The following is a 16,114-nucleotide window of genomic DNA, read 5'->3' as shown; positions in this document are numbered from 1 at the left end:
ACCGGTGATCGCGGAACGACAAGGACATGGTCCCCGAGAAGTCCTCGATCGGACTGATCTCTTCGAAGATCTCTTCGAGGCCCGACTGGGTCGGGACGTCCCTGCGCCCGGCCTGGCGAGCCGCCTCTACCCGGGCCTTCCACTTGTCGTTGCCGAGCAGCCAGTCGAAAGACTCGGTCTGCAGAGCGAGAAGGTCAGGAACTTCGAGCGGCTCCTGGATACGCGCGAAAGACACGCGACGGGGACCAGCGGGTACGGCGGAGGCGTTGCGCGAGGCTGCCAACAGATGTCCTTCCGAGGGCTCGCGGCGGACTGACTACACGCACGCCAGACAACCTCGCAACGTGAGCAAGCATCACGGGTCGTCAAAGGGCAGCGCAAAGGGGCAGTGTAGCCGATCGGCACACGCCTGTCCACTTCGCTCTCGCTGCATGCTCCACGTTGGTCGCAGCATCGCCCGTTCGGGCGGATACGTCAAGCCCACGAGCCCGACTAATAGCCGGTTCGGGGCCCGGACGCTGGGTTTTCTTCCCTGCGTGACAGATCGCCTACCGCCATGGCCCAAGACGATACCCGCGAACGGGGGCGGTTAACGCTCCGTCACACCGGGGGTCGAACCCATGCCGATCACCGGTGTAGCTGTGACTGGATTACCCCCGCCTTGGACGACGCTAAACCAGATTTTTGGTAACAATTGAACCCGACGGCGCGCCCGGCGGCTCCAGGCGCAGGTCATCGGCCCTGCGGCGGGCCTCACGCGCTCCCCAGGAGCGTGGAAAGATCGGCGGCCAGCCAGCGCTCGCCCTGACGGACCATGACGAGCCTGGCGCGGTTCTGCGCCACCTGCTGCTGCGGCCCGGACTGACCGGGCACCTGTCTGACCGTACCCATGTTCACGAAAAGCAGAACCTCGACGCGGTCGGGGCTTGCGTGCTCCACCGCCGCCCCCGCGACGGCGGCGGTCCGTACGATCCTCTCCGCCTTGGCCCGCGTGACCAGGCTGGTCGCCAGCTCCTTGTAGTGCCGGGTGAGCTCGCCGGTGGTGTGCCCGCCGGCCCGCGCGAGGTCCTGCTCGATCGTGCGGTAGTCGTAGGAGAGCAGCTGGGGGGCGACCTGCCGGGCGGCGGCCATCGCGGAGTCGCCGGCCGCGTCGGCCTCCCGCAGGTCGCGCAGGTTGAACCACATGGTCGGCACCAGCACGGCGGCCACCGCCACCAGGACGCCCAGCAGCACGATCGCGAACATCCTCACAACACCTGCACCGCCTTCGACACCAGCCAGACGCCGCCGACCTTCTCCAGCTCCATGGACCAGCGGTAGTAGCGCTCCTGGGCCGGGCTGTCCGAGCCGTCCCAGTGGATCTCCACGTCGGCGACCGCCAGCGCCTTGGCCTTGCCGCCGGTCAGCGAGACCAGGCCCGCGGCGCGCAGCACGCCGGTCTGGACCACCTTGCTCTCCACGGTGGTGGTCTTCAGCTTGGCGGCGGTGGCGACGTACTCGGCTCGCGCCGGGCCCGTGGAGGTGTCGAGAATGCGCTGCAGGTCGGCGTCCACGGTGCGGTAGTCGAGCGAGACGAGGTTCTTGGCGTGGGCGCCGGCGGCCAGCAGCACGGCCTCGCGGTCGCCCGCCCTGCCCTGCACCTCGCGGGCCTCTGCGGCGATCCAGGCGCCCATGCCCACGAGCACCGCCAGCATCCCGCCGAGCACCGCGATCACGATGCGCGCGGAACGGACGCCCAGCCATGCCATGACCGCTCACCCCTCCCAGACCGCCGGATCATAACGCGGTGTCCGTTCCCGGAGTCCCGGAAACAACCGAGGCGGTGTGGTAGCGGGAGCGACGGCGGATGTGTCCGTAAAATGCCCCCAGACGGCCCTGAGGTGGCCGCTCCGGGCAGAACAACCCCCGTCCGGACCACTCCCCCCGGGCCCGTCGGGCTACTGGACCCCGTGCAGGTGAGCGTTGACCAGGCGGGGGTACTCCTCCAGCCAGTTGCGCCCGCGCTCGTCCACGAACGAGCCCTGCGGCGGGATCACGCCATTGGCCGCCAGCCACGTGCCGGGCGGCTGCTGGGTGCGGCGGATCCGGTTGCCCGTCGGCATGAGCTGCGGCGGGATCGGCGGCAGCACGCCGGGGTCGTGCCCCAGCTGGGCCTCGGCCTCCAGCTCGGACAGGTCCTTCTCCTCCGACATGCCGATCGGGCCGTGCCGGCGGGCGTTGAGGAACTGCCGCACCACCGGCTCGTCGCTGGACAGCAGCATCTCGCGCGGACCGAACATCACCAGCTCGCGCCGGAAGAGCATCCCGATGCTGTCCGGCACGGTACGGGCGGTGTTGATGTCATGCGTCACGATCAGGAACGTGGCCTCGACCTCGGCGTTGAGGTCCACGATGAGCTGGTTGAGCAGCGCGGTGCGCACCGGGTCGAGCCCGGAGTCCGGCTCGTCGAACAGGATGATCTCGGGCTCCAGCACGAGCGCCCTGGCCAGCCCGGCCCGCTTGCGCATGCCGCCCGAGATCTCGCCGGGCAACTTGCCCTCCGCGCCCCGGAGGCCGACCAGCTCGATCTTCTCCATGACGACGTCGCGGATCCGGGACTCGCTCTTCTTCGTGTGCTCGCGCAGCGGGAAGGCGATGTTGTCGTAGAAGTTGAGCGAGCCGAACAGCGCGCCGTCCTGAAAGAGCACGCCGAACAGCCTGCGCAGCTCGTAGAGCTTGCTCTCGCGGCAGTTGGCCAGGTCGTGACCGTCGATCCAGATGTGGCCGCGGTCGGGACGGAGCAGGCCGACCAGCGTCTTGAGGAAGACGGACTTGCCGGTGCCGGACGGGCCGAGCAGCACGGAGATCTGCCCGGCCGGGAGGGTGAAGGAGACGTCCTCCCAGATGACCTGGCGCCCGAACGACTTGGTGAGCCCTTCCACGACGACCTCGACGCCCACCGGCCACCTCCCAGTCGCGAACGATGGCCTCACCGTAACGGGGACGCGGGCCGCTTGGGAAGCGGCTATGAGACCTCGGGTCCAGTAAGGGCCCGCAGGCCGGGCCGCAGCAGCCGGGCGATCTCCTCCGGCGGGACCGCGCGCAGCTCCTCCAGCTCCAGCAGCTGGTGGCCGATGGTGACGCCCAGCATGACCACGGCCATCAGCGCGGCCCGCAGCCGGGCGTCGTCGCCGGGGATCGCGGCGGACAGCCGGTCGATCTGCCGGGCCAGCGCCTCGCGGGCGGCGGCGCCGGCCTCGGGGTGGGTGAGCATCGAGCGCAGCATGGCCAGCGATCCAGGGGACAGCTCGCCGATCTTGGTGTCGAGGGTGCCGAGGAGGTGGTCGACCAGCTCGTCGGCGTCCAGTCCCTCCTCCGGGGGCGGGGCCGCCTCGGCGGCGTGCCTGAACAGCTCCTGCTTGCTGCCGAAGTACTGCATGACCAGGGCGGGGTCGACGCCGGCCGCGCGGGCGACCGCCCGGATCGTGGTGCGTTCGAACCCCACCTCGGCGAACAGCGTCCGGGCCGCGTCGAGGATGTGCCGCTCGGTCCTGCGCCGCCGCTCGGCCCGGGGCGGCAGTCGTTCGCTCACGTCGCCGACTCTACCCGCGTTGACCGGCCGGGCTTTTTCGCTCTACGCTCGTTGAGTCAACGTACGTTGAGCGAAGGGACGGCCATGTCCATCGAGGAGATCGTCGCCGCCTACCAGGCCGCGATGCTGCACAAGTCGCCCGACGAGCTGGCCCAGCTTTACGCCCCCGACGGTCTGCACGAGTTCCCGTTCGGAAGGCTCGCGCCGCTCCCCGGGAGGGAGGCCGTCAGGGACGCGTACCGGTCCATGTGGGGCGGCTCGCCGTTCGAGGCGGAGGAGGTGCGGCTGGTGGCGCTGCACCGCACGCACGACCCCGAGGTGGTGGTCGTGGAGCAGGCGACGCGCGTCAGGGCCGGGGAGCGCGCGGTGGAGGTCCCCAGCCTGGTGATCCTCCGGGTACGGGACGGCGCGATCGTCCACACCAGGGACTACATGGACACCAGTGCCATCGCCCGGGTACGTACCGAGACTGTCACCTCCGGGTGAGGTCGAAGACGGTGACGCCGCCGACGGTGGCGGCGGTGAAGTTCTCCTGGACCCAGGCGGCGATCCTGGCCGCGTCGTCGCTGCCGCCCGCCCCCGTACGGCCCCCGCCGAAGCCGCCCATCCCCGTGCCGAGGAAGTAGCGGATCTTCCCCTCCGCGACGTGGCGCTGGAACCGCTCCAGCGTCGGCGCGGGATCGGTCCCGTTGAAGCCGCCCACCGCCATCACCGGCAGGCCGGTGGCGAGCTGGTAGCCGGCCGCGTTGTTGGAGCCGACGGTGGCCGCCGCCCACATGTATGCGGCGCCGCCGGCCTTCAGCAGCGCGGTGATCTCGGCGCTCGGAGCGCCGGCGTCGAGCAGCCCTCCCCCGCCGCCCGAGCCAGGGATTCCAGCCGGCGCTGCGCGACAGCAACACGTACGACCACACCGCCGTCCCCATGACCACGACCGCGAGCGCCCGGCGCGCCCCGCGCTCCCACAGCACCGCCACGCCCATGCCCACCAGCACCGCGACGGCCGGAGCCAGCGCCACCGTGTAGTACGCGTGGAAGATCCCCCGCATGAGGCTGAAGACCAGCCCCGTGACCACCAGCCGGCTCCCCCACACCCAGAACGCGGCCCGCACCGCGTCGGTCCCGCCGAGGCGTGCACCAGGGCCACCGTCGCGACCCCCATCAGCGCCTGCGGCACGAGCATGGCCCACGTGTTCAGCCCGAACAGCCGCACGCTCAGCCCCATCGGCCAGAGCGAGGCCGGGGTCTTGTCCACGGTGATCGCGTTCGCGGCGTCGGAGGCCCCGAAGAAGAACGCCTTCCAGCTCTGGCTGCCCGCCTGCACGGCGGCCGCGTAGTACGCGTTCGCCCAGCCCGAGGCGTCGAGCCCCCAGACGTAGAGCACGCCCGTGGCCACAAGCAGAGCGGCGAGCGCCCATCGAGACTTGTCTTTCACGTCCCGCACGCTGGGCAGGCGGGGTGGAGCCGCCCTGAGACGGGCATGAGAAGTTCCTGAGCCCGCCGTCGTGGTCGCGAAAGCCCCTGCGAACGCGAAAAGGGGCGGCGGACATCCGGCACCAGGATGTCCTCCGCCCCTTCAGCGTCGAGCCAGGAGCTCCAGCCGTCTTACTTGACGGTGACGGTCGCGCCGGCGCCCTCGAGGGCAGCCTTGGCCTTCTCCGCCTGCTCCTTGTTGACCTTGCCGTCGAAGACCGGCTTCGGAGCGCCGTCCACCAGGTCCTTGGCCTCCTTGAGGCCCAGGGACGTCAGGGCGCGGATCTCCTTGATGACCTGGATCTTCTTGTCGCCGGCGGCCTCGAGGATGACGTCGAACTCGTCCTGCTCCTCGGCGGCAGCGGCCTCGGCACCGGCGCCACCGGCGGCGGGGGCGGCGGCGACCGCGACGGGGGCGGCGGCCTTGACGTCGAAGATGTCCTCGAACTGCTTCACGAACTCGGAGAGCTCAAGGAGGGTCATCTCCTTGAAAGCGTCGATGAGCTCGTCGTTGCTGAGCTTCGCCATGATGCGTTTCCTTACGTTTAGGACTTGCTGAAAACTAGGAACGGGACCGCGGTGGGTGCGGCAACCCCCGTGTTACTCGCCCGCTTCTTCGCGCTTGGCGCGAAGGGCTTCGGCCAGCTGAGCCATTTGCGTGGGCAGCGCGGCGAACATCGCGGCAGCGGCGCTCTGCTTCGCCTTGAGCGCACCGGCAAGCTTCGCGAGGAGAACCTCGCGGGACTCGAGGTCGGCGAGCTTGGTGATCTCGGTGGCGTCGAGCGTCTTGCCCTCGAGCACGCCGCCCTTGATCACCAGAAGGGGATTGGCCTTGGCGAAGTCACGCAGACCCTTGGCCGCCTCCACGACGTCGCCCTTGACGAAGGCGACAGCGGTGGGGCCGACCAGCAGGTCGTCCAGACCCGTCACGCCGGCCTCGTTGGCCGCGATCTTGGTCAGGGTGTTCTTCGCCACGGCGAACTTCGCATTCTCACCGAGAGACTTGCGCAGGTCCTTGAGCTGCGCGACGGTGAGACCGCGGTACTCGGTCAGAACGGCGCCGGCGCTACCTTCGAACTCGTTCTTGAGCTCGGCAACAGCCGTCGCCTTATCCGCCCTCGCCATGGGCCTCCTTCCAGATGTGCCGCCGGCGAAGGTCTGCTGAAATGAGAACAGCCCCGGGCGCAGGGCGCACACGGGGCTCACGCACATGGATGACCATCCATGCGGGAAACTCGCATCACACCTGCGCGGGTCGTCCACAAGACGTGGAACCTTCGGCCGCCAGGATGTGAGCACCTGACGACGACCGGCGGTCTTCGGCAACGACCAGAATAGGTGCTGGCCGCCGAGTTTCCAAATCGTTCTCGGTGATGGTTCCTAGTTGGTCATGGTCTTCGGCATCTCGCCGACCTGGTCGGCTGCCGGGGCCTGGATGGTCACGGGCTTGTTGTAGTCCTTGAAGAACAGCGTGGCGTCCAGCTTGTCGCCGTCCTTCTGGCCGTTCAGGGCGAGCTTGCGGGGCAGGCCGTCGGCGGCCACCCAGACGTCGAACGCGACGTCCTTGAGCTCGGCCAGGTTCGAGCGGGCCTGCTCCTGGCGGTCGGCCGGCAGCAGCAGCACGGCCGCCTCCACCGGGAAGGTGCCGGTGTAGTGGGTGGTGTCCTCACCGTTGACGGTCTCGGTGCCGGCCTGCTTCACGTCCTTGGAGGCCGTGACGAGCTTGGTGACGTTGGCCAGGTCGAACTGCTGGATCTGGGCGAGGTACTGGTCGATCTGCGTACGGTCGCCGACCTCGTTCAGCGAGACCTTGATCCACGGCTTGGTGGCGCCCAGCATCTTGTTCAGCGCCTCGACCTTGACGTAGACGGTGTCGCCCTGCAGCACGGCGCGGACGCCGCCCGGCAGGCTCTGACCGCCCATGTCCACGGTGTCCAGCGTGAGGTCCACGGCGAGCTCGGGCTTGCTCTGGTAGAGCATGCGGCCCTGCACCCGGCCGTTGCCTTCCTTGGCGCCGGAGGCGTTGACGACGGCGTCGACGGTGTAGCTGGTGACCTCGGCGGTCTTCTGCGCGGCCTGCGCCAGGACCTCAGAGGCCGCCAAATTGACCTGGATGGGTTGGGCGTTGGAGCCACAACCGGCAACCGCGGCCACGGCGAGCGCGGCTCCGGCCGCAGCGAGACTTATCGTGCGCTTCAGCATGTCTTGACCCTACTTTTGCGATCCGGGACTGTAGCGGCTTCCCCGCACAATTAGGGGAAAACCCAGGGTTCTCCCCCACACACTCTGCACAGCTCCTCCACAACCCCCCAACCCCGCCGACGCAAAGATCCCGCCCGTTCCGAGACGCAAAAGAGCCCCGCCCGTACGAAACGGGCGGGGCTCTTCGGAGCACACGTGCGGCCGGTCGACTACTCGCCCAGCTCGGCGGTGATGCCGCGGGTGACGTTGGGGTCGACGGGAACGCCCGGCCCCATCGTCGTGGAGAAGGTGACCTTCTTCAGGTAGCGGCCCTTGGCGGCCGACGGCTTGAGACGCAGCACCTCGTCCAGCGCGGCAGCGTAGTTCTCCAGGAGCTGGCGCTCGCCGAAGGACGTCTTGCCGATGATGAAGTGCAGGTTGGCCTGCCGGTCGGTGCGGAACTCGATCTTGCCGCCCTTGATGTCCGTGACGGCCTTCGCGACGTCGGGCGTCACGGTGCCGGTCTTCGGGTTGGGCATGAGGCCACGCGGGCCGAGCACGCGGCCCAGGCGGCCGACCTTGCCCATCATGTCGGGCGTGGCCACCACGGCGTCGAACTCGTTGAGCCGGTTGCCCTTGGAGATCTCGTCGATCAGCTCGTCGGCGCCGACGATGTCGGCGCCCGCCTCGCGGGCAGCCTCGGCACGGTCACCGGTCGCGAAGACCAGGACCCGGGCGGTCTTGCCGGTGCCGTGCGGAAGGTTGACCGTGCCGCGCACGATCTGGTCTGCCTTGCGAGGGTCGACGCCCAGCCGCAGCGCGACCTCGACGGTGGCGTCGAACTTGGTGGTCGACGTCTCCTTGGCGAGCTTGGCGGCCTCGACCGGGGTGTAGAGCTTGTCGCGGTCGACCTTGGCCGCCGCGTCCTTGTGCGCTTTGCTGCGCTTCATTGCATTAACTCCTAGTGGTATTCGGGCCGGTCGCTCTTTCGGCCCTCCCACGTGTGGGAAGAGAAGGGTGTTACTCGGCGATCGTGATGCCCATCGACCGGGCGGTGCCGGCGATGATCTTCTCGGCCGCCTCGACGTCGTTGGCGTTGAGGTCGGGCATCTTGGTCTCGGCGATGCTGCGCAGCTGCTCGCGGCTCAGCTTGCCGACCTTGTCGCGGTGCGGGACCGCGCTGCCCTTGTCGATGCCGAGGGCCTTCTTGATCAGCTCGGGGGCCGGCGGCGTCTTCGTGACGAAGGTGAAGCTGCGGTCCTCGAAAATGGTGATCTCAACGGGGATGATGTTGCCCCGCTGGGACTCCGTGGCAGCGTTGTACTGCTTGACGAAGTCCATGATGTTGACGCCGTGGGGACCGAGGGCGGTACCCACCGGCGGCGCCGGGGTGGCCTGGCCAGCGGGGAGCTGGACCTTCACCAACGCGGCGATTTTCTTCTTCGGAGGCATGTGTCCTTCTCCGGGTCCTGGATTGTGATGCGATGCCGGGCGGCGGATGCGGCCCTGACATGTCGGAGGCCGCCCGACAGCGCAGGCGGCCAGTCCGAACGTCTAAGTGTAAGTGATCGTCCTAGATCTTCGAGACCTGGTTGAACGACAGCTCCACCGGGGTCTCCCGGCCGAAGATCGAGACGAGCACCTTGAGCTTCTGCGACTCGGGGCTGATCTCGCTCACCGAGGCCGGCAGGGTGGCGAACGGGCCGTCCATGACCGTGACGGACTCGCCGATCTCGAACTCGACCGTGGGGCCCGCGGCGGTCTTGGTGGCCGCCTTCTTGGTCTCCTCGGTCGGCTCGGGCGCGAGCAGCTTGGCGACCTCGTCGAGGCTGAGCGGGCTCGGCTTGTTGGACAGGCCGACGAAGCCGGTGACGCCAGGGGTGTTGCGCACCGCGGCCCAGGACTCGTCGGTCAGCTCCATGCGCACCAGGACGTAGCCGGGCAGCACGCGCTCCTTGACCGGCACCTTCTTGCCGCTCTTGAACTCCTGGACGGTGTGCGTCGGCACCTCGACCTGGTAGATGTAGTCCTCCATGTTGAGCGACACGTTGCGGCTCTCGATGTTGGACTTCACGCGGTTCTCGTAGCCGGCGTAGGAGTGGATGACGTACCACTCGCCGGGCAGGCCGCGCAGCGACTGCTTGAACTCCTCGACGGGATCGACGTCGGGAAGGGCCGAAGCGTCCTCGGCGGCGGAAGCGTCGGCCTCGGTCGGCTCGTCGCTCTCCGCGACCTCGGCCTCCTCGGACTCCGCCCCGGCGGTTTCCTCAGTGGCCTCTTCCAGCTCGTCGTCCCACTCGTCGCGAGACTCGTCCGCCGGAAATGAAGACTCGGACACGGTGACTCTTCCTCTTTCGTCGAATCGAAGGGCGACTCCGTCAGTCGACCGGCGGCGTCAGGATCAGGCCCCGCCGAAGACCTTCAGCACTGCCCATCCCAGGGCGGTATCAAGCCCATAGACGATGCCAACCATGATCAGAACGAATATCAGAACGACCGTGGTGTAAGTGATGAGATCCTTGCGTGTCGGCCAGATGACCTTACGAAGCTCGTTGACGACCTGCCGATAAAAGAGGGCAGGTGAAGTGCGCGTCTTCTTCTCGCCACTGGGCTTGTCTGCGGTCTCGCCGCGCGTGTCGATCGCCACAGTCCTCACCTGAATTCGTCGTATCCAACGCAGTTTCGCGGCGCGCTTACACGCCTATCTTGCGCGGACCGCACTCGCAGGGCACGAGGGACTCGAACCCCCAACCGCCGGTTTTGGAGACCGGTGCGCTACCAATTGCGCCAGTGCCCTATGTCATCAACCAGACTACCCTGATTGAATCACTGCCTGGACCGAACCGCTCGCCGACATGCGGCGGAAGGACCGAGGTGAAGCATACGGGGGATTGCCCGGCACGTCGAACCGAAACCTGATCGCCCAGGTCAGCGTGTCGTGCGACGATGGAACCATGCCGAGCCGACGCCGCATCTCCGCAAGAATCTCCGCGATTTCCGAGTCCGCCACGCTGGCCGTGGACGCCAAGGCGAAGGCCATGAAGGCCGCCGGGCGCCCGGTCATCGGGTTCGGCGCGGGCGAGCCCGACTTCCCGACGCCCGGCTACATCGTCGAGGCGGCGGTCGAGGCGGCCCGCGACCCGCGCTTCCACAAGTACACCCCGGCCGGCGGGCTGCCCGAGCTCAAGCAGGCCATCGCGGCCAAGACGCGGCGCGACTCCGGCTACTCCGCCGAGCCCTCGCAGGTGCTCGTCACCAACGGCGGCAAGCAGGCCGTCTACGAGGCGTTCGCCACCCTGCTCGACCCGGGCGACGAGGTGCTCGTCGTGGCGCCCTACTGGACGACCTACCCCGAGGCGATCAAGCTGGCGGGCGGCACGCAGGTCGACGTGGTCACCGACGAGTCCACCGGCTACCTCGCGAGCGTCGAGCAGCTGGAGGCGGCGCGCACGGAGCGGACGAAGGCGCTGCTGTTCGTCTCGCCGTCCAACCCGACGGGCGCCGTCCACACCCGCGAGCAGACGGTGGAGATCGGCCGGTGGGCCTCCGAGCACGGCCTGTGGGTGATCACCGACGAGATCTACGAGCACCTGGTGTACGGCGGCGCCGAGTTCACCAGCATCGCCACGGCCGTCCCCGAGCTGGGCGACCGGGTCGTGATACTCAACGGCGTGGCCAAGACGTACGCGATGACCGGCTGGCGGGTGGGCTGGCTGATCGGCCCGCCCGACGTCGTCAAGGCGGCCACCAACCTGCAGTCGCACGCCACCTCCAACGTCTCCAACGTCTCGCAGATGGCGGCGCTGGCGGCGGTCTCCGGCGACCTGTCGGCGGTGGCCGAGATGCGCACGGCCTTCGACCGGCGGCGGCAGACGATGGTGCGGATGCTCAACGACATCCCGGGCGTGTTGTGCCCCGAGCCCAAGGGGGCGTTCTACGCATACCCGTCGGTCAAGGCGCTGGTCGGCAAGGAGCTGCGGGGGCGGCGGCCGGGCACGTCCGCCGAGCTGGCCGAGCTGATCCTGGAGGAGGCCGAGGTCGCGGTGGTGCCCGGGGAGGCGTTCGGGACGCCTGGATACTTCCGGCTGTCGTACGCGCTGGGCGACGACGACCTGGTCGAGGGCGTCAGCCGCCTGGGCAAGCTGCTGGCCGAGGCCCGCTGACTAGCCGATCCCGGTGGCGATCGGATGGATCCGGTCGCTGAGCCCCGGCGTCGCGCCGACATAGACCGCGACGCCGGGACGCTCCAGCCACATGAAGTTGCGCACGCCCGTGCGCGTGGTCCAGTGCAGCGCGGGCCGGCCCTCCCACATCGTGAGCCGCGCCTGCGCCACCAGCGTGACGAACTGCTCGGCGGTACGCGGGCCGCACACCACGCCGACGTACAGCCGCTCGTCGTTCTGGCTCCAGATCAGGCCGTGCACGTCGAGCGGGCGGGTGAGCGCGGGCAGGCGGGAGAAGGCGCCCGCGCGTCGGAGCGGGGCGGGCACGGCGGGCAGGTGGACCTCGGAGGCGGCGTCGCACGACAGCGCCAGCGCCCGGTTGCCACCCTGCTCGTCGCCCAGGGAATCGGCGGACGGGGAATCGGCGGACGGGGTCTCCGCGGACAGGACCTCGGCGGACGTACGGGGCACCGGGGCCTCACCGCTGCCCGAACCGCCGCCGCCCGCGCAGCCGGAGAGTGCGCAGCCGGAGAGCGCGAGCGCGAGGAGCGCCGCCGCCGGACGCCGCATGGACCCCCCATGACGTGTGTGGACACCCCGGGAAGGGGACGGGAAGGGGCTCTAGTCTCCTACACGAGCCTTGACCGAGGCGGCAACTGCGAGGAGTTCCTTACGCAGGGTTTCACCGGCCCTGACTCGCACGCCCGTGCCGCGGCGCTCCAGCCAGGCGATCGTCCGGCCGCCGCGCGGGTCGCGGCCTACCACGGCGGGCCTGCCCCGGACGACGGTCTCGCGGGCGTCGAGCACGGCGGCGTGGGCGCGGTAGCTCGGCCAGTCGGCGGCGACGGGGCCGCGATCGACGCGCGCCACGACGTACCTGCCTGACTGGGCGGAGCCCGCCAGGGCATATCTGGCCCAGCCGCCCGCCCCGGGGCCGAACGTTCCTCCGCCGGTGCGCTTCAGGCCCGGCGGGAGGTAGGTGAGGTAGAAGCCGTCGGCGATCACCGCCAGCGTGGGCGCGGGCGGCGCGGCCGGCTCGGGCGTCGGAGTCCGCGGCGGCGGGGCTGGGGCGGGTGGGCCCTGCGCGGCGGCGGCCGGCTCCTCCGCCTCGGGGGGGCGTACCCGCCCGAACCCCGACGCGAACAGCCCGTAGATGGCCACCGCCGTCGCCGTGAACGCCAGCGCCGCGAGCGCCGCCCGCCTGCCCTGCCCGCCCGCGTACGCGGTGCCGTCCGCGGGTTCCTGCCCGTACACACGCCCGTCCGGGATCATTTCCCGATGATCCCCTGCCCGGCCCGCCTCCTACCCCTCTTTTGAACCAACCGATGGCGACGCCGGTGGCAAGATGAGGAGATGCCGAAGCCCCTGGTCACACTCCCTAAAGCACATCTTCATCTGCACTTCACCGGTTCCATGCGGCACGCCACGCTGATCGAGCTGGCCAGGGACCAGGGGCTGCACCTGCCCGACGCGCTGGAGCAGGACTGGCCGCCCAAACTGCGCGCCACCGACGAGCGCGGCTGGTTCAGGTTCCAGAGGCTGTACGACATCGCCCGGTCCGTCCTGACCCGCCCGGAACACGTCTACCGGCTGCTGCGCGAGACCGCCGAGGACGAGGCGGCGGCCGGGTCGCGCTGGCTGGAGATCCAGGTGGACCCGTCCGGCTACGCCCAGCGGTTCGGCGGGCTGACGGCCACGCTGGAGCTGATGCTGGACGCCGCGCGGCAGGCCGCCGAGCACTCCCGCGTCGGCATCGCGGTGATCGTGGCCGCGAACCGGACCAGGCATCCGCTGGACGCCAACACGCTGGCCAGGCTCGCCCTCCAATATCGCGACCACGGGGTCGTCGGCTTCGGGCTGTCCAACGACGAGCGCCGGGGCCAGGCCCGCGACTTCGAGCGCGCCTTCAGGATCGCCAAGCGGGGCGGGCTGCTGGCCGTGCCGCACGGCGGCGAGCTGATGGGCCCGCGCAGCGTCCAGCAGTGCGTGGACGACCTGGGGGCCGACCGGGTCGGGCACGGCGTACGGTCGGCCGAGGACGACTGGCTCATGAGCCGCCTGGCCGACCGGCAGATCTGCTGCGAGGTCTGCCCCACCTCGAACGTCGGGCTGGGGGTGGCCGAGCGGGCCGCCGACGTGCCGCTGCGGCGGCTGTTCGACGCGGGGGTGCCGATCGCGCTGGGCGCCGACGACCCGCTGCTGTTCGGCGACCGGCTGCTGCGCCAGTACGAGCTGGCCAGGGACGAGTACGCCTTCTCCGACGCCGAGATCGCCGAGCTGGCCCGTCAGTCGGTGCGCTCGTCGGCGGCGCCCGAGACGGTGCGCAAGGAGCTGCTGAAGGGCGTCGACGACTGGCTCACCGGGTCAGCGGAGTGAGTCGGCGATCGCGGCGGCCTCGCGCGCGGTGCGTACGCCCTCCAGACGGAGGTTGACGCCGCCGCTCGTCCAGATGAGGGTGGGCGCCGCCTGGCGGAGCGGCACGACCGTGCCGTCCACGCGGCGGAGGTGGCCGAGCGGATGCTCGCCGCCGACCCACCAGCCCTCCGCGCCGCCGCCCAGCTCGACGTGGGTCGGGAACGGCGGGCCGAGCTGCTTGAAGAAGTACGGCTCCATCTCGCCGTCGAACTGGTCCAGGCGGATGCCGCCCGGCCAGAACATCGACACCACCCGTCCGCCGTCGGAGACCGTCGCCGCCTGCGGGGGGCCGAGGCGGGTGGGGGTGCGCACCGGGAAACGGGCCAGGGCCGGCAGCTCCTCCGGTGCCACGGCGCGCTCGCCGGGGAGCGGCGCGGTGGTGGTGAGCGGAGGGGGCGGGGTGTCGGAGACCCGCAGCTCGACGCCCGCGAACCGGAGGATCTTCACCACGGCGGCCCGGCCCTGCGGGGTGGCGGCGGTGACGGCCACGACCACCGCCACCACAGCCACCACGACACCCCACCGCCGCCTCCGCGAACGCCCACCCGGCCGCTGTGGGCGACGGCCGTCCGCCCCATGCGCCGGATCGGCTGGCATGTCGGGGTGGGGTGGGGCGGACACGCCGGGGTCGAGTGGGGAGGGCACGTCGGGGTCCGGCCGGGCGGGCACGCCGAGGTCAGGTGAGGCGGGCGCGCCGGGGTCGGGTTGGGTGAGGCGGGCGCGGACGGCGGCGGCCACGTCGGGGGCGGGCGCGGCGGTGGGCACGTCGAGCAAGCTGCCGAGGGCGAGCAGTTCAGCCTCCAGCGCGTCCGTGTCCGAAGCGTCAGCAGCCGCGTCCGGAGTGTCCGCACGCGCGTCCGAAGCGTCAGCAGCCGTGTCCGGAGTGTCGGGGTCGTTCGGGTCATGCGAGTTCATTGCCCACCTCCTCCCTCAGCCGCGCCAGCCCGCGATGGGTGCTGGACTTGACGGTGCCCACGGGACAGTCCAGCACCTGGGCCGTCTCCGCCTCCGTCAGCTGTAAGAAGTACCGGCACACCACGGCCTGGCGTTCCCGCTCGGGCAGCGTCCGAACGGCGGCCAGCAGCCGGGCGCGCCGGTCGGTGGCGACGGCGGACCCCTCGGGGTCGTCCGGCGCCCGCTCGTCGGCCGCCGCGCCCAGGCGGAGCGCCAGCTCGGCGCGCCGCCCCCGCGACCGGGTCAGGTTGTGGGTCTCGTTGGCCACGATCCGCAGCAGCCACGGCCGGAAGGGCGACTCCCGCCGGAAGCCCGGCAGGTGCCGGAACGCCTTGACGAACGCCTCCTGCACCACGTCCTCGGCTTCGTCCCCCGCGCCGAGGAGGTAAGCGGTACGGTGGGCGAGCGCGCTGTAGCGGGCGACCAGAGCCTCATAGGCGTTCAGGTCACCGTCGAGCGAGCGCGTGATCGCCTCGTCGTCGTCCATGACGAGTCAGATTCCACCGCAAATCAGGGCTTGCAGGGAAGAGCGTCCACCGGATCGCGTGACCCCTGCCGCTGATCGGGGCATTAGACTCGGGCAATCCGTGTGCTCCTTGAAGGAACGGGACTATGTCTTCTGGGTATGACCGTGTAGTGCAACCGGCGGCCGGTGACGAGGCACTGGAGAACCACCTCGGTGGGGACGAGGCCAAGAACTACCGGCAGTACGAGTTCGACATGGTCGCCCCGCACGTGGGCCGCTCGATGCTGGAGATCGGTTCGGGTCTCGGGCACTTCGCCGAGCAGTTCCTGCCGCGTCTCGACCGGCTCGTGGTCAGCGACTTCGACCCCTACTGCGTCGAGCAGCTGGAGAAGCGTTTCGCGGGGCGCGACGAGATCGACGTGCTGCAGTTCGGCCTGCCGACCGACATCCCGCTGGAGGACAAGGTCGACACCGTCGTGCTGATGAACGTCCTGGAGCACATCGAGGACGACGCCGAGGCGCTGCGCTCGCTGGCGCGGGTGACGCTGCCGGGCGGCCGGATCATCATCTGGGTGCCGGGCTACCCCCAGCTCTACGGCGACTTCGACCGCAAGGTCGGCCATGTCCAGCGCTACACGCCGAAGACGCTGGGCGCCACGGTCGCGCGGGCGGGCCTGGACGTCGAGGTGCTCAAGCCGATCAACTTCCTGGGCGGCATCGCCTGGTGGGCGGCGGTGCGCCGGGGCGGCGTCGGCTATCCCGACCCGCGCCTGGTCAAGATCTACGACCGCACGGTGGTGCCGCTCACCCGGCTCATCGAGCGGTTCTTCCGTCCGCCGTTCGGCCAGACGGTCTTCTGCGTGGCGCGCGTCCCGCAGAGCGGGAGCTGAGCGG

The 16,114-nt window shown here is 70.1% G+C and carries 22 protein-coding genes and 1 tRNA gene; 5 read left to right on the top strand and 18 right to left on the bottom strand.

Features of this window, described 5'->3' with window-relative positions; translation table 11 throughout:
• The 5 genes from BMW85_RS12325 to BMW85_RS12305 all read right to left on the bottom strand — a co-directional run.
• A partial coding sequence (locus BMW85_RS12325; protein WP_143082233.1) for a hypothetical protein occupies nt 1-283 on the bottom strand: 283 nt, incomplete at its 3' end.
• A 470-nt stretch (nt 284-753) separates the two neighbouring features.
• A complete protein-coding gene (locus BMW85_RS12320; RefSeq protein ID WP_091080619.1) occupies nt 754-1,245 on the bottom strand; it encodes an Rv1363c family protein in 492 nt (163 codons plus the stop codon).
• 2 nt (nt 1,246-1,247) lie between these two features.
• On the bottom strand, nt 1,248-1,748 hold the full coding sequence (locus BMW85_RS12315; RefSeq protein WP_091080617.1) for an Rv1363c family protein: 501 nt from the start codon (nt 1,746-1,748) through the stop codon (nt 1,248-1,250).
• Between the two features lie 189 nt (nt 1,749-1,937).
• Nucleotides 1,938-2,939, bottom strand: coding sequence for an ABC transporter ATP-binding protein (locus BMW85_RS12310; protein WP_091080614.1), 1,002 nt, complete (start codon nt 2,937-2,939; stop codon nt 1,938-1,940).
• 65 nt (nt 2,940-3,004) lie between these two features.
• The gene (locus BMW85_RS12305; protein ID WP_091080612.1) at nt 3,005-3,571 is read right to left on the bottom strand and encodes a TetR/AcrR family transcriptional regulator; all 567 of its coding nucleotides are present in this window, start codon (nt 3,569-3,571) and stop codon (nt 3,005-3,007) included.
• 84 nt (nt 3,572-3,655) lie between these two features.
• On the opposite strand from BMW85_RS12305, the gene BMW85_RS12300 reads away from it, so the two are divergent.
• Nucleotides 3,656-4,057 carry a nuclear transport factor 2 family protein gene (locus tag BMW85_RS12300; RefSeq protein WP_091080610.1) on the top strand — a complete coding sequence of 134 codons (402 nt, stop codon included), beginning with the start codon at nt 3,656-3,658 and terminating at the stop codon, nt 4,055-4,057.
• Here BMW85_RS12300 and BMW85_RS49515 read toward each other — a convergent pair.
• Complete coding sequence (locus BMW85_RS49515) at nt 4,044-4,373, bottom strand: mannosyltransferase YkcB-related protein (RefSeq protein ID WP_483869905.1); 330 nt, start codon at nt 4,371-4,373, stop codon at nt 4,044-4,046. The genes BMW85_RS12300 and BMW85_RS49515 overlap by 14 nt on opposite strands.
• 385 nt (nt 4,374-4,758) lie before the next feature.
• Between BMW85_RS49515 and BMW85_RS49510 the strand changes: the two genes are divergently transcribed.
• Nucleotides 4,759-4,905 (top strand): hypothetical protein, encoded by a 147-nt coding sequence (locus BMW85_RS49510; RefSeq protein ID WP_177240631.1) that lies wholly within the window; start codon nt 4,759-4,761, stop codon nt 4,903-4,905.
• 268 nt (nt 4,906-5,173) lie between these two features.
• Here BMW85_RS49510 and rplL read toward each other — a convergent pair whose 3' ends face one another.
• The 8 genes from rplL to BMW85_RS12255 all read right to left on the bottom strand — a co-directional run bounded on the left by rplL (nt 5,174) and on the right by BMW85_RS12255 (nt 10,019).
• On the bottom strand, nt 5,174-5,569 hold the full coding sequence (gene rplL, locus BMW85_RS12290) for a 50S ribosomal protein L7/L12 (protein WP_091080607.1): 396 nt from the start codon (nt 5,567-5,569) through the stop codon (nt 5,174-5,176).
• A gap of 72 nt (nt 5,570-5,641) precedes the next feature.
• Nucleotides 5,642-6,166 carry a 50S ribosomal protein L10 gene (gene rplJ, locus BMW85_RS12285; RefSeq protein WP_091080605.1) on the bottom strand — a complete coding sequence of 175 codons (525 nt, stop codon included), beginning with the start codon at nt 6,164-6,166 and terminating at the stop codon, nt 5,642-5,644.
• 255 nt (nt 6,167-6,421) lie between these two features.
• Nucleotides 6,422-7,243, bottom strand: a complete 822-nt coding sequence (locus BMW85_RS12280) for an SCO4651 family lipoprotein (protein ID WP_245774738.1) — start codon at nt 7,241-7,243, stop codon at nt 6,422-6,424.
• Nucleotides 7,244-7,452: 209 nt separating this feature from the next.
• On the bottom strand, nt 7,453-8,172 hold the full coding sequence (gene rplA, locus BMW85_RS12275; RefSeq protein ID WP_091080601.1) for a 50S ribosomal protein L1: 720 nt from the start codon (nt 8,170-8,172) through the stop codon (nt 7,453-7,455).
• A gap of 70 nt (nt 8,173-8,242) precedes the next feature.
• Nucleotides 8,243-8,674: a 50S ribosomal protein L11 gene (gene rplK / locus BMW85_RS12270; RefSeq protein ID WP_091080599.1), complete on the bottom strand. Its 432-nt coding sequence runs from the start codon at nt 8,672-8,674 to the stop codon at nt 8,243-8,245.
• Between the two features lie 121 nt (nt 8,675-8,795).
• A complete protein-coding gene (gene nusG / locus BMW85_RS12265; protein WP_091080596.1) occupies nt 8,796-9,560 on the bottom strand; it encodes a transcription termination/antitermination protein NusG in 765 nt (254 codons plus the stop codon).
• Nucleotides 9,561-9,623: 63 nt separating this feature from the next.
• The gene (gene secE / locus BMW85_RS12260) at nt 9,624-9,869 is read right to left on the bottom strand and encodes a preprotein translocase subunit SecE (RefSeq protein WP_177240630.1); all 246 of its coding nucleotides are present in this window, start codon (nt 9,867-9,869) and stop codon (nt 9,624-9,626) included.
• Between the two features lie 77 nt (nt 9,870-9,946).
• A tRNA-Trp gene (locus BMW85_RS12255) sits at nt 9,947-10,019 on the bottom strand.
• A 157-nt stretch (nt 10,020-10,176) separates the two neighbouring features.
• Here BMW85_RS12255 and BMW85_RS12250 point away from each other — a divergent pair.
• A complete protein-coding gene (locus BMW85_RS12250) occupies nt 10,177-11,385 on the top strand; it encodes a pyridoxal phosphate-dependent aminotransferase (protein WP_091080592.1) in 1,209 nt (402 codons plus the stop codon).
• Here the strand turns inward: BMW85_RS12250 and BMW85_RS12245 are convergent, their stop codons facing one another.
• Both BMW85_RS12245 and BMW85_RS12240 read right to left on the bottom strand, forming a co-directional pair.
• A complete protein-coding gene (locus BMW85_RS12245; RefSeq protein ID WP_091080590.1) occupies nt 11,386-11,955 on the bottom strand; it encodes a hypothetical protein in 570 nt (189 codons plus the stop codon).
• 51 nt (nt 11,956-12,006) lie between these two features.
• Nucleotides 12,007-12,657 carry a hypothetical protein gene (locus BMW85_RS12240; protein ID WP_091080588.1) on the bottom strand — a complete coding sequence of 217 codons (651 nt, stop codon included), beginning with the start codon at nt 12,655-12,657 and terminating at the stop codon, nt 12,007-12,009.
• Nucleotides 12,658-12,738: 81 nt separating this feature from the next.
• On the opposite strand from BMW85_RS12240, the gene BMW85_RS12235 reads away from it, so the two are divergent.
• On the top strand, nt 12,739-13,761 hold the full coding sequence (locus BMW85_RS12235; protein ID WP_091080586.1) for an adenosine deaminase: 1,023 nt from the start codon (nt 12,739-12,741) through the stop codon (nt 13,759-13,761).
• Here the strand turns inward: BMW85_RS12235 and BMW85_RS48335 are convergent.
• The gene (locus BMW85_RS48335) at nt 13,750-14,715 is read right to left on the bottom strand and encodes a hypothetical protein (RefSeq protein WP_143082232.1); all 966 of its coding nucleotides are present in this window, start codon (nt 14,713-14,715) and stop codon (nt 13,750-13,752) included. The two genes, BMW85_RS12235 and BMW85_RS48335, sit on opposite strands and share 12 nt — an antisense overlap.
• The gene (locus BMW85_RS12225; protein WP_091080581.1) at nt 14,702-15,241 is read right to left on the bottom strand and encodes an RNA polymerase sigma factor; all 540 of its coding nucleotides are present in this window, start codon (nt 15,239-15,241) and stop codon (nt 14,702-14,704) included. Before BMW85_RS12225 ends, BMW85_RS48335 begins: the two co-directional genes overlap by 14 nt.
• 125 nt (nt 15,242-15,366) lie before the next feature.
• On the opposite strand from BMW85_RS12225, the gene BMW85_RS12220 reads away from it, so the two are divergent.
• Nucleotides 15,367-16,110: a class I SAM-dependent methyltransferase gene (locus BMW85_RS12220; RefSeq protein ID WP_091080578.1), complete on the top strand. Its 744-nt coding sequence runs from the start codon at nt 15,367-15,369 to the stop codon at nt 16,108-16,110.
• Nucleotides 16,111-16,114: the final 4 nt, after the last annotated feature.

Origin of the sequence: Nonomuraea wenchangensis (genome assembly GCF_900111685.1) — a bacterium.
GTDB classification, from domain to species: domain Bacteria; phylum Actinomycetota; class Actinomycetes; order Streptosporangiales; family Streptosporangiaceae; genus Nonomuraea; species Nonomuraea wenchangensis.
The sequence above is the reverse complement of the archived record's forward strand: the minus strand, read 5'-3'. Positions and strand labels throughout refer to the sequence as shown.

Coding starts and splice junctions, on each gene's coding strand:
- BMW85_RS12245 (WP_091080590.1), bottom strand. CDS start 11,955: ATGCGGCGTCCGGCGGCGGCGCTCCTCGCGCTCGCGCTCTCCGGCTGC.
- BMW85_RS12240 (WP_091080588.1), bottom strand. CDS start 12,657: ATGATCCCGGACGGGCGTGTGTACGGGCAGGAACCCGCGGACGGCACC.
- BMW85_RS12320 (WP_091080619.1), bottom strand. CDS start 1,245: ATGTTCGCGATCGTGCTGCTGGGCGTCCTGGTGGCGGTGGCCGCCGTG.
- BMW85_RS48335 (WP_143082232.1), bottom strand. CDS start 14,715: ATGAACTCGCATGACCCGAACGACCCCGACACTCCGGACACGGCTGCT.
- BMW85_RS12300 (WP_091080610.1), top strand. CDS start 3,656: ATGTCCATCGAGGAGATCGTCGCCGCCTACCAGGCCGCGATGCTGCAC.
- rplL (WP_091080607.1), bottom strand. CDS start 5,569: ATGGCGAAGCTCAGCAACGACGAGCTCATCGACGCTTTCAAGGAGATG.
- BMW85_RS12220 (WP_091080578.1), top strand. CDS start 15,367: ATGTCTTCTGGGTATGACCGTGTAGTGCAACCGGCGGCCGGTGACGAG.
- rplJ (WP_091080605.1), bottom strand. CDS start 6,166: ATGGCGAGGGCGGATAAGGCGACGGCTGTTGCCGAGCTCAAGAACGAG.
- BMW85_RS12250 (WP_091080592.1), top strand. CDS start 10,177: ATGCCGAGCCGACGCCGCATCTCCGCAAGAATCTCCGCGATTTCCGAG.
- BMW85_RS12280 (WP_245774738.1), bottom strand. CDS start 7,243: ATGCTGAAGCGCACGATAAGTCTCGCTGCGGCCGGAGCCGCGCTCGCC.
- BMW85_RS12235 (WP_091080586.1), top strand. CDS start 12,739: ATGCCGAAGCCCCTGGTCACACTCCCTAAAGCACATCTTCATCTGCAC.
- BMW85_RS12225 (WP_091080581.1), bottom strand. CDS start 15,241: ATGGACGACGACGAGGCGATCACGCGCTCGCTCGACGGTGACCTGAAC.
- rplK (WP_091080599.1), bottom strand. CDS start 8,674: ATGCCTCCGAAGAAGAAAATCGCCGCGTTGGTGAAGGTCCAGCTCCCC.
- rplA (WP_091080601.1), bottom strand. CDS start 8,172: ATGAAGCGCAGCAAAGCGCACAAGGACGCGGCGGCCAAGGTCGACCGC.
- BMW85_RS12315 (WP_091080617.1), bottom strand. CDS start 1,748: ATGGCATGGCTGGGCGTCCGTTCCGCGCGCATCGTGATCGCGGTGCTC.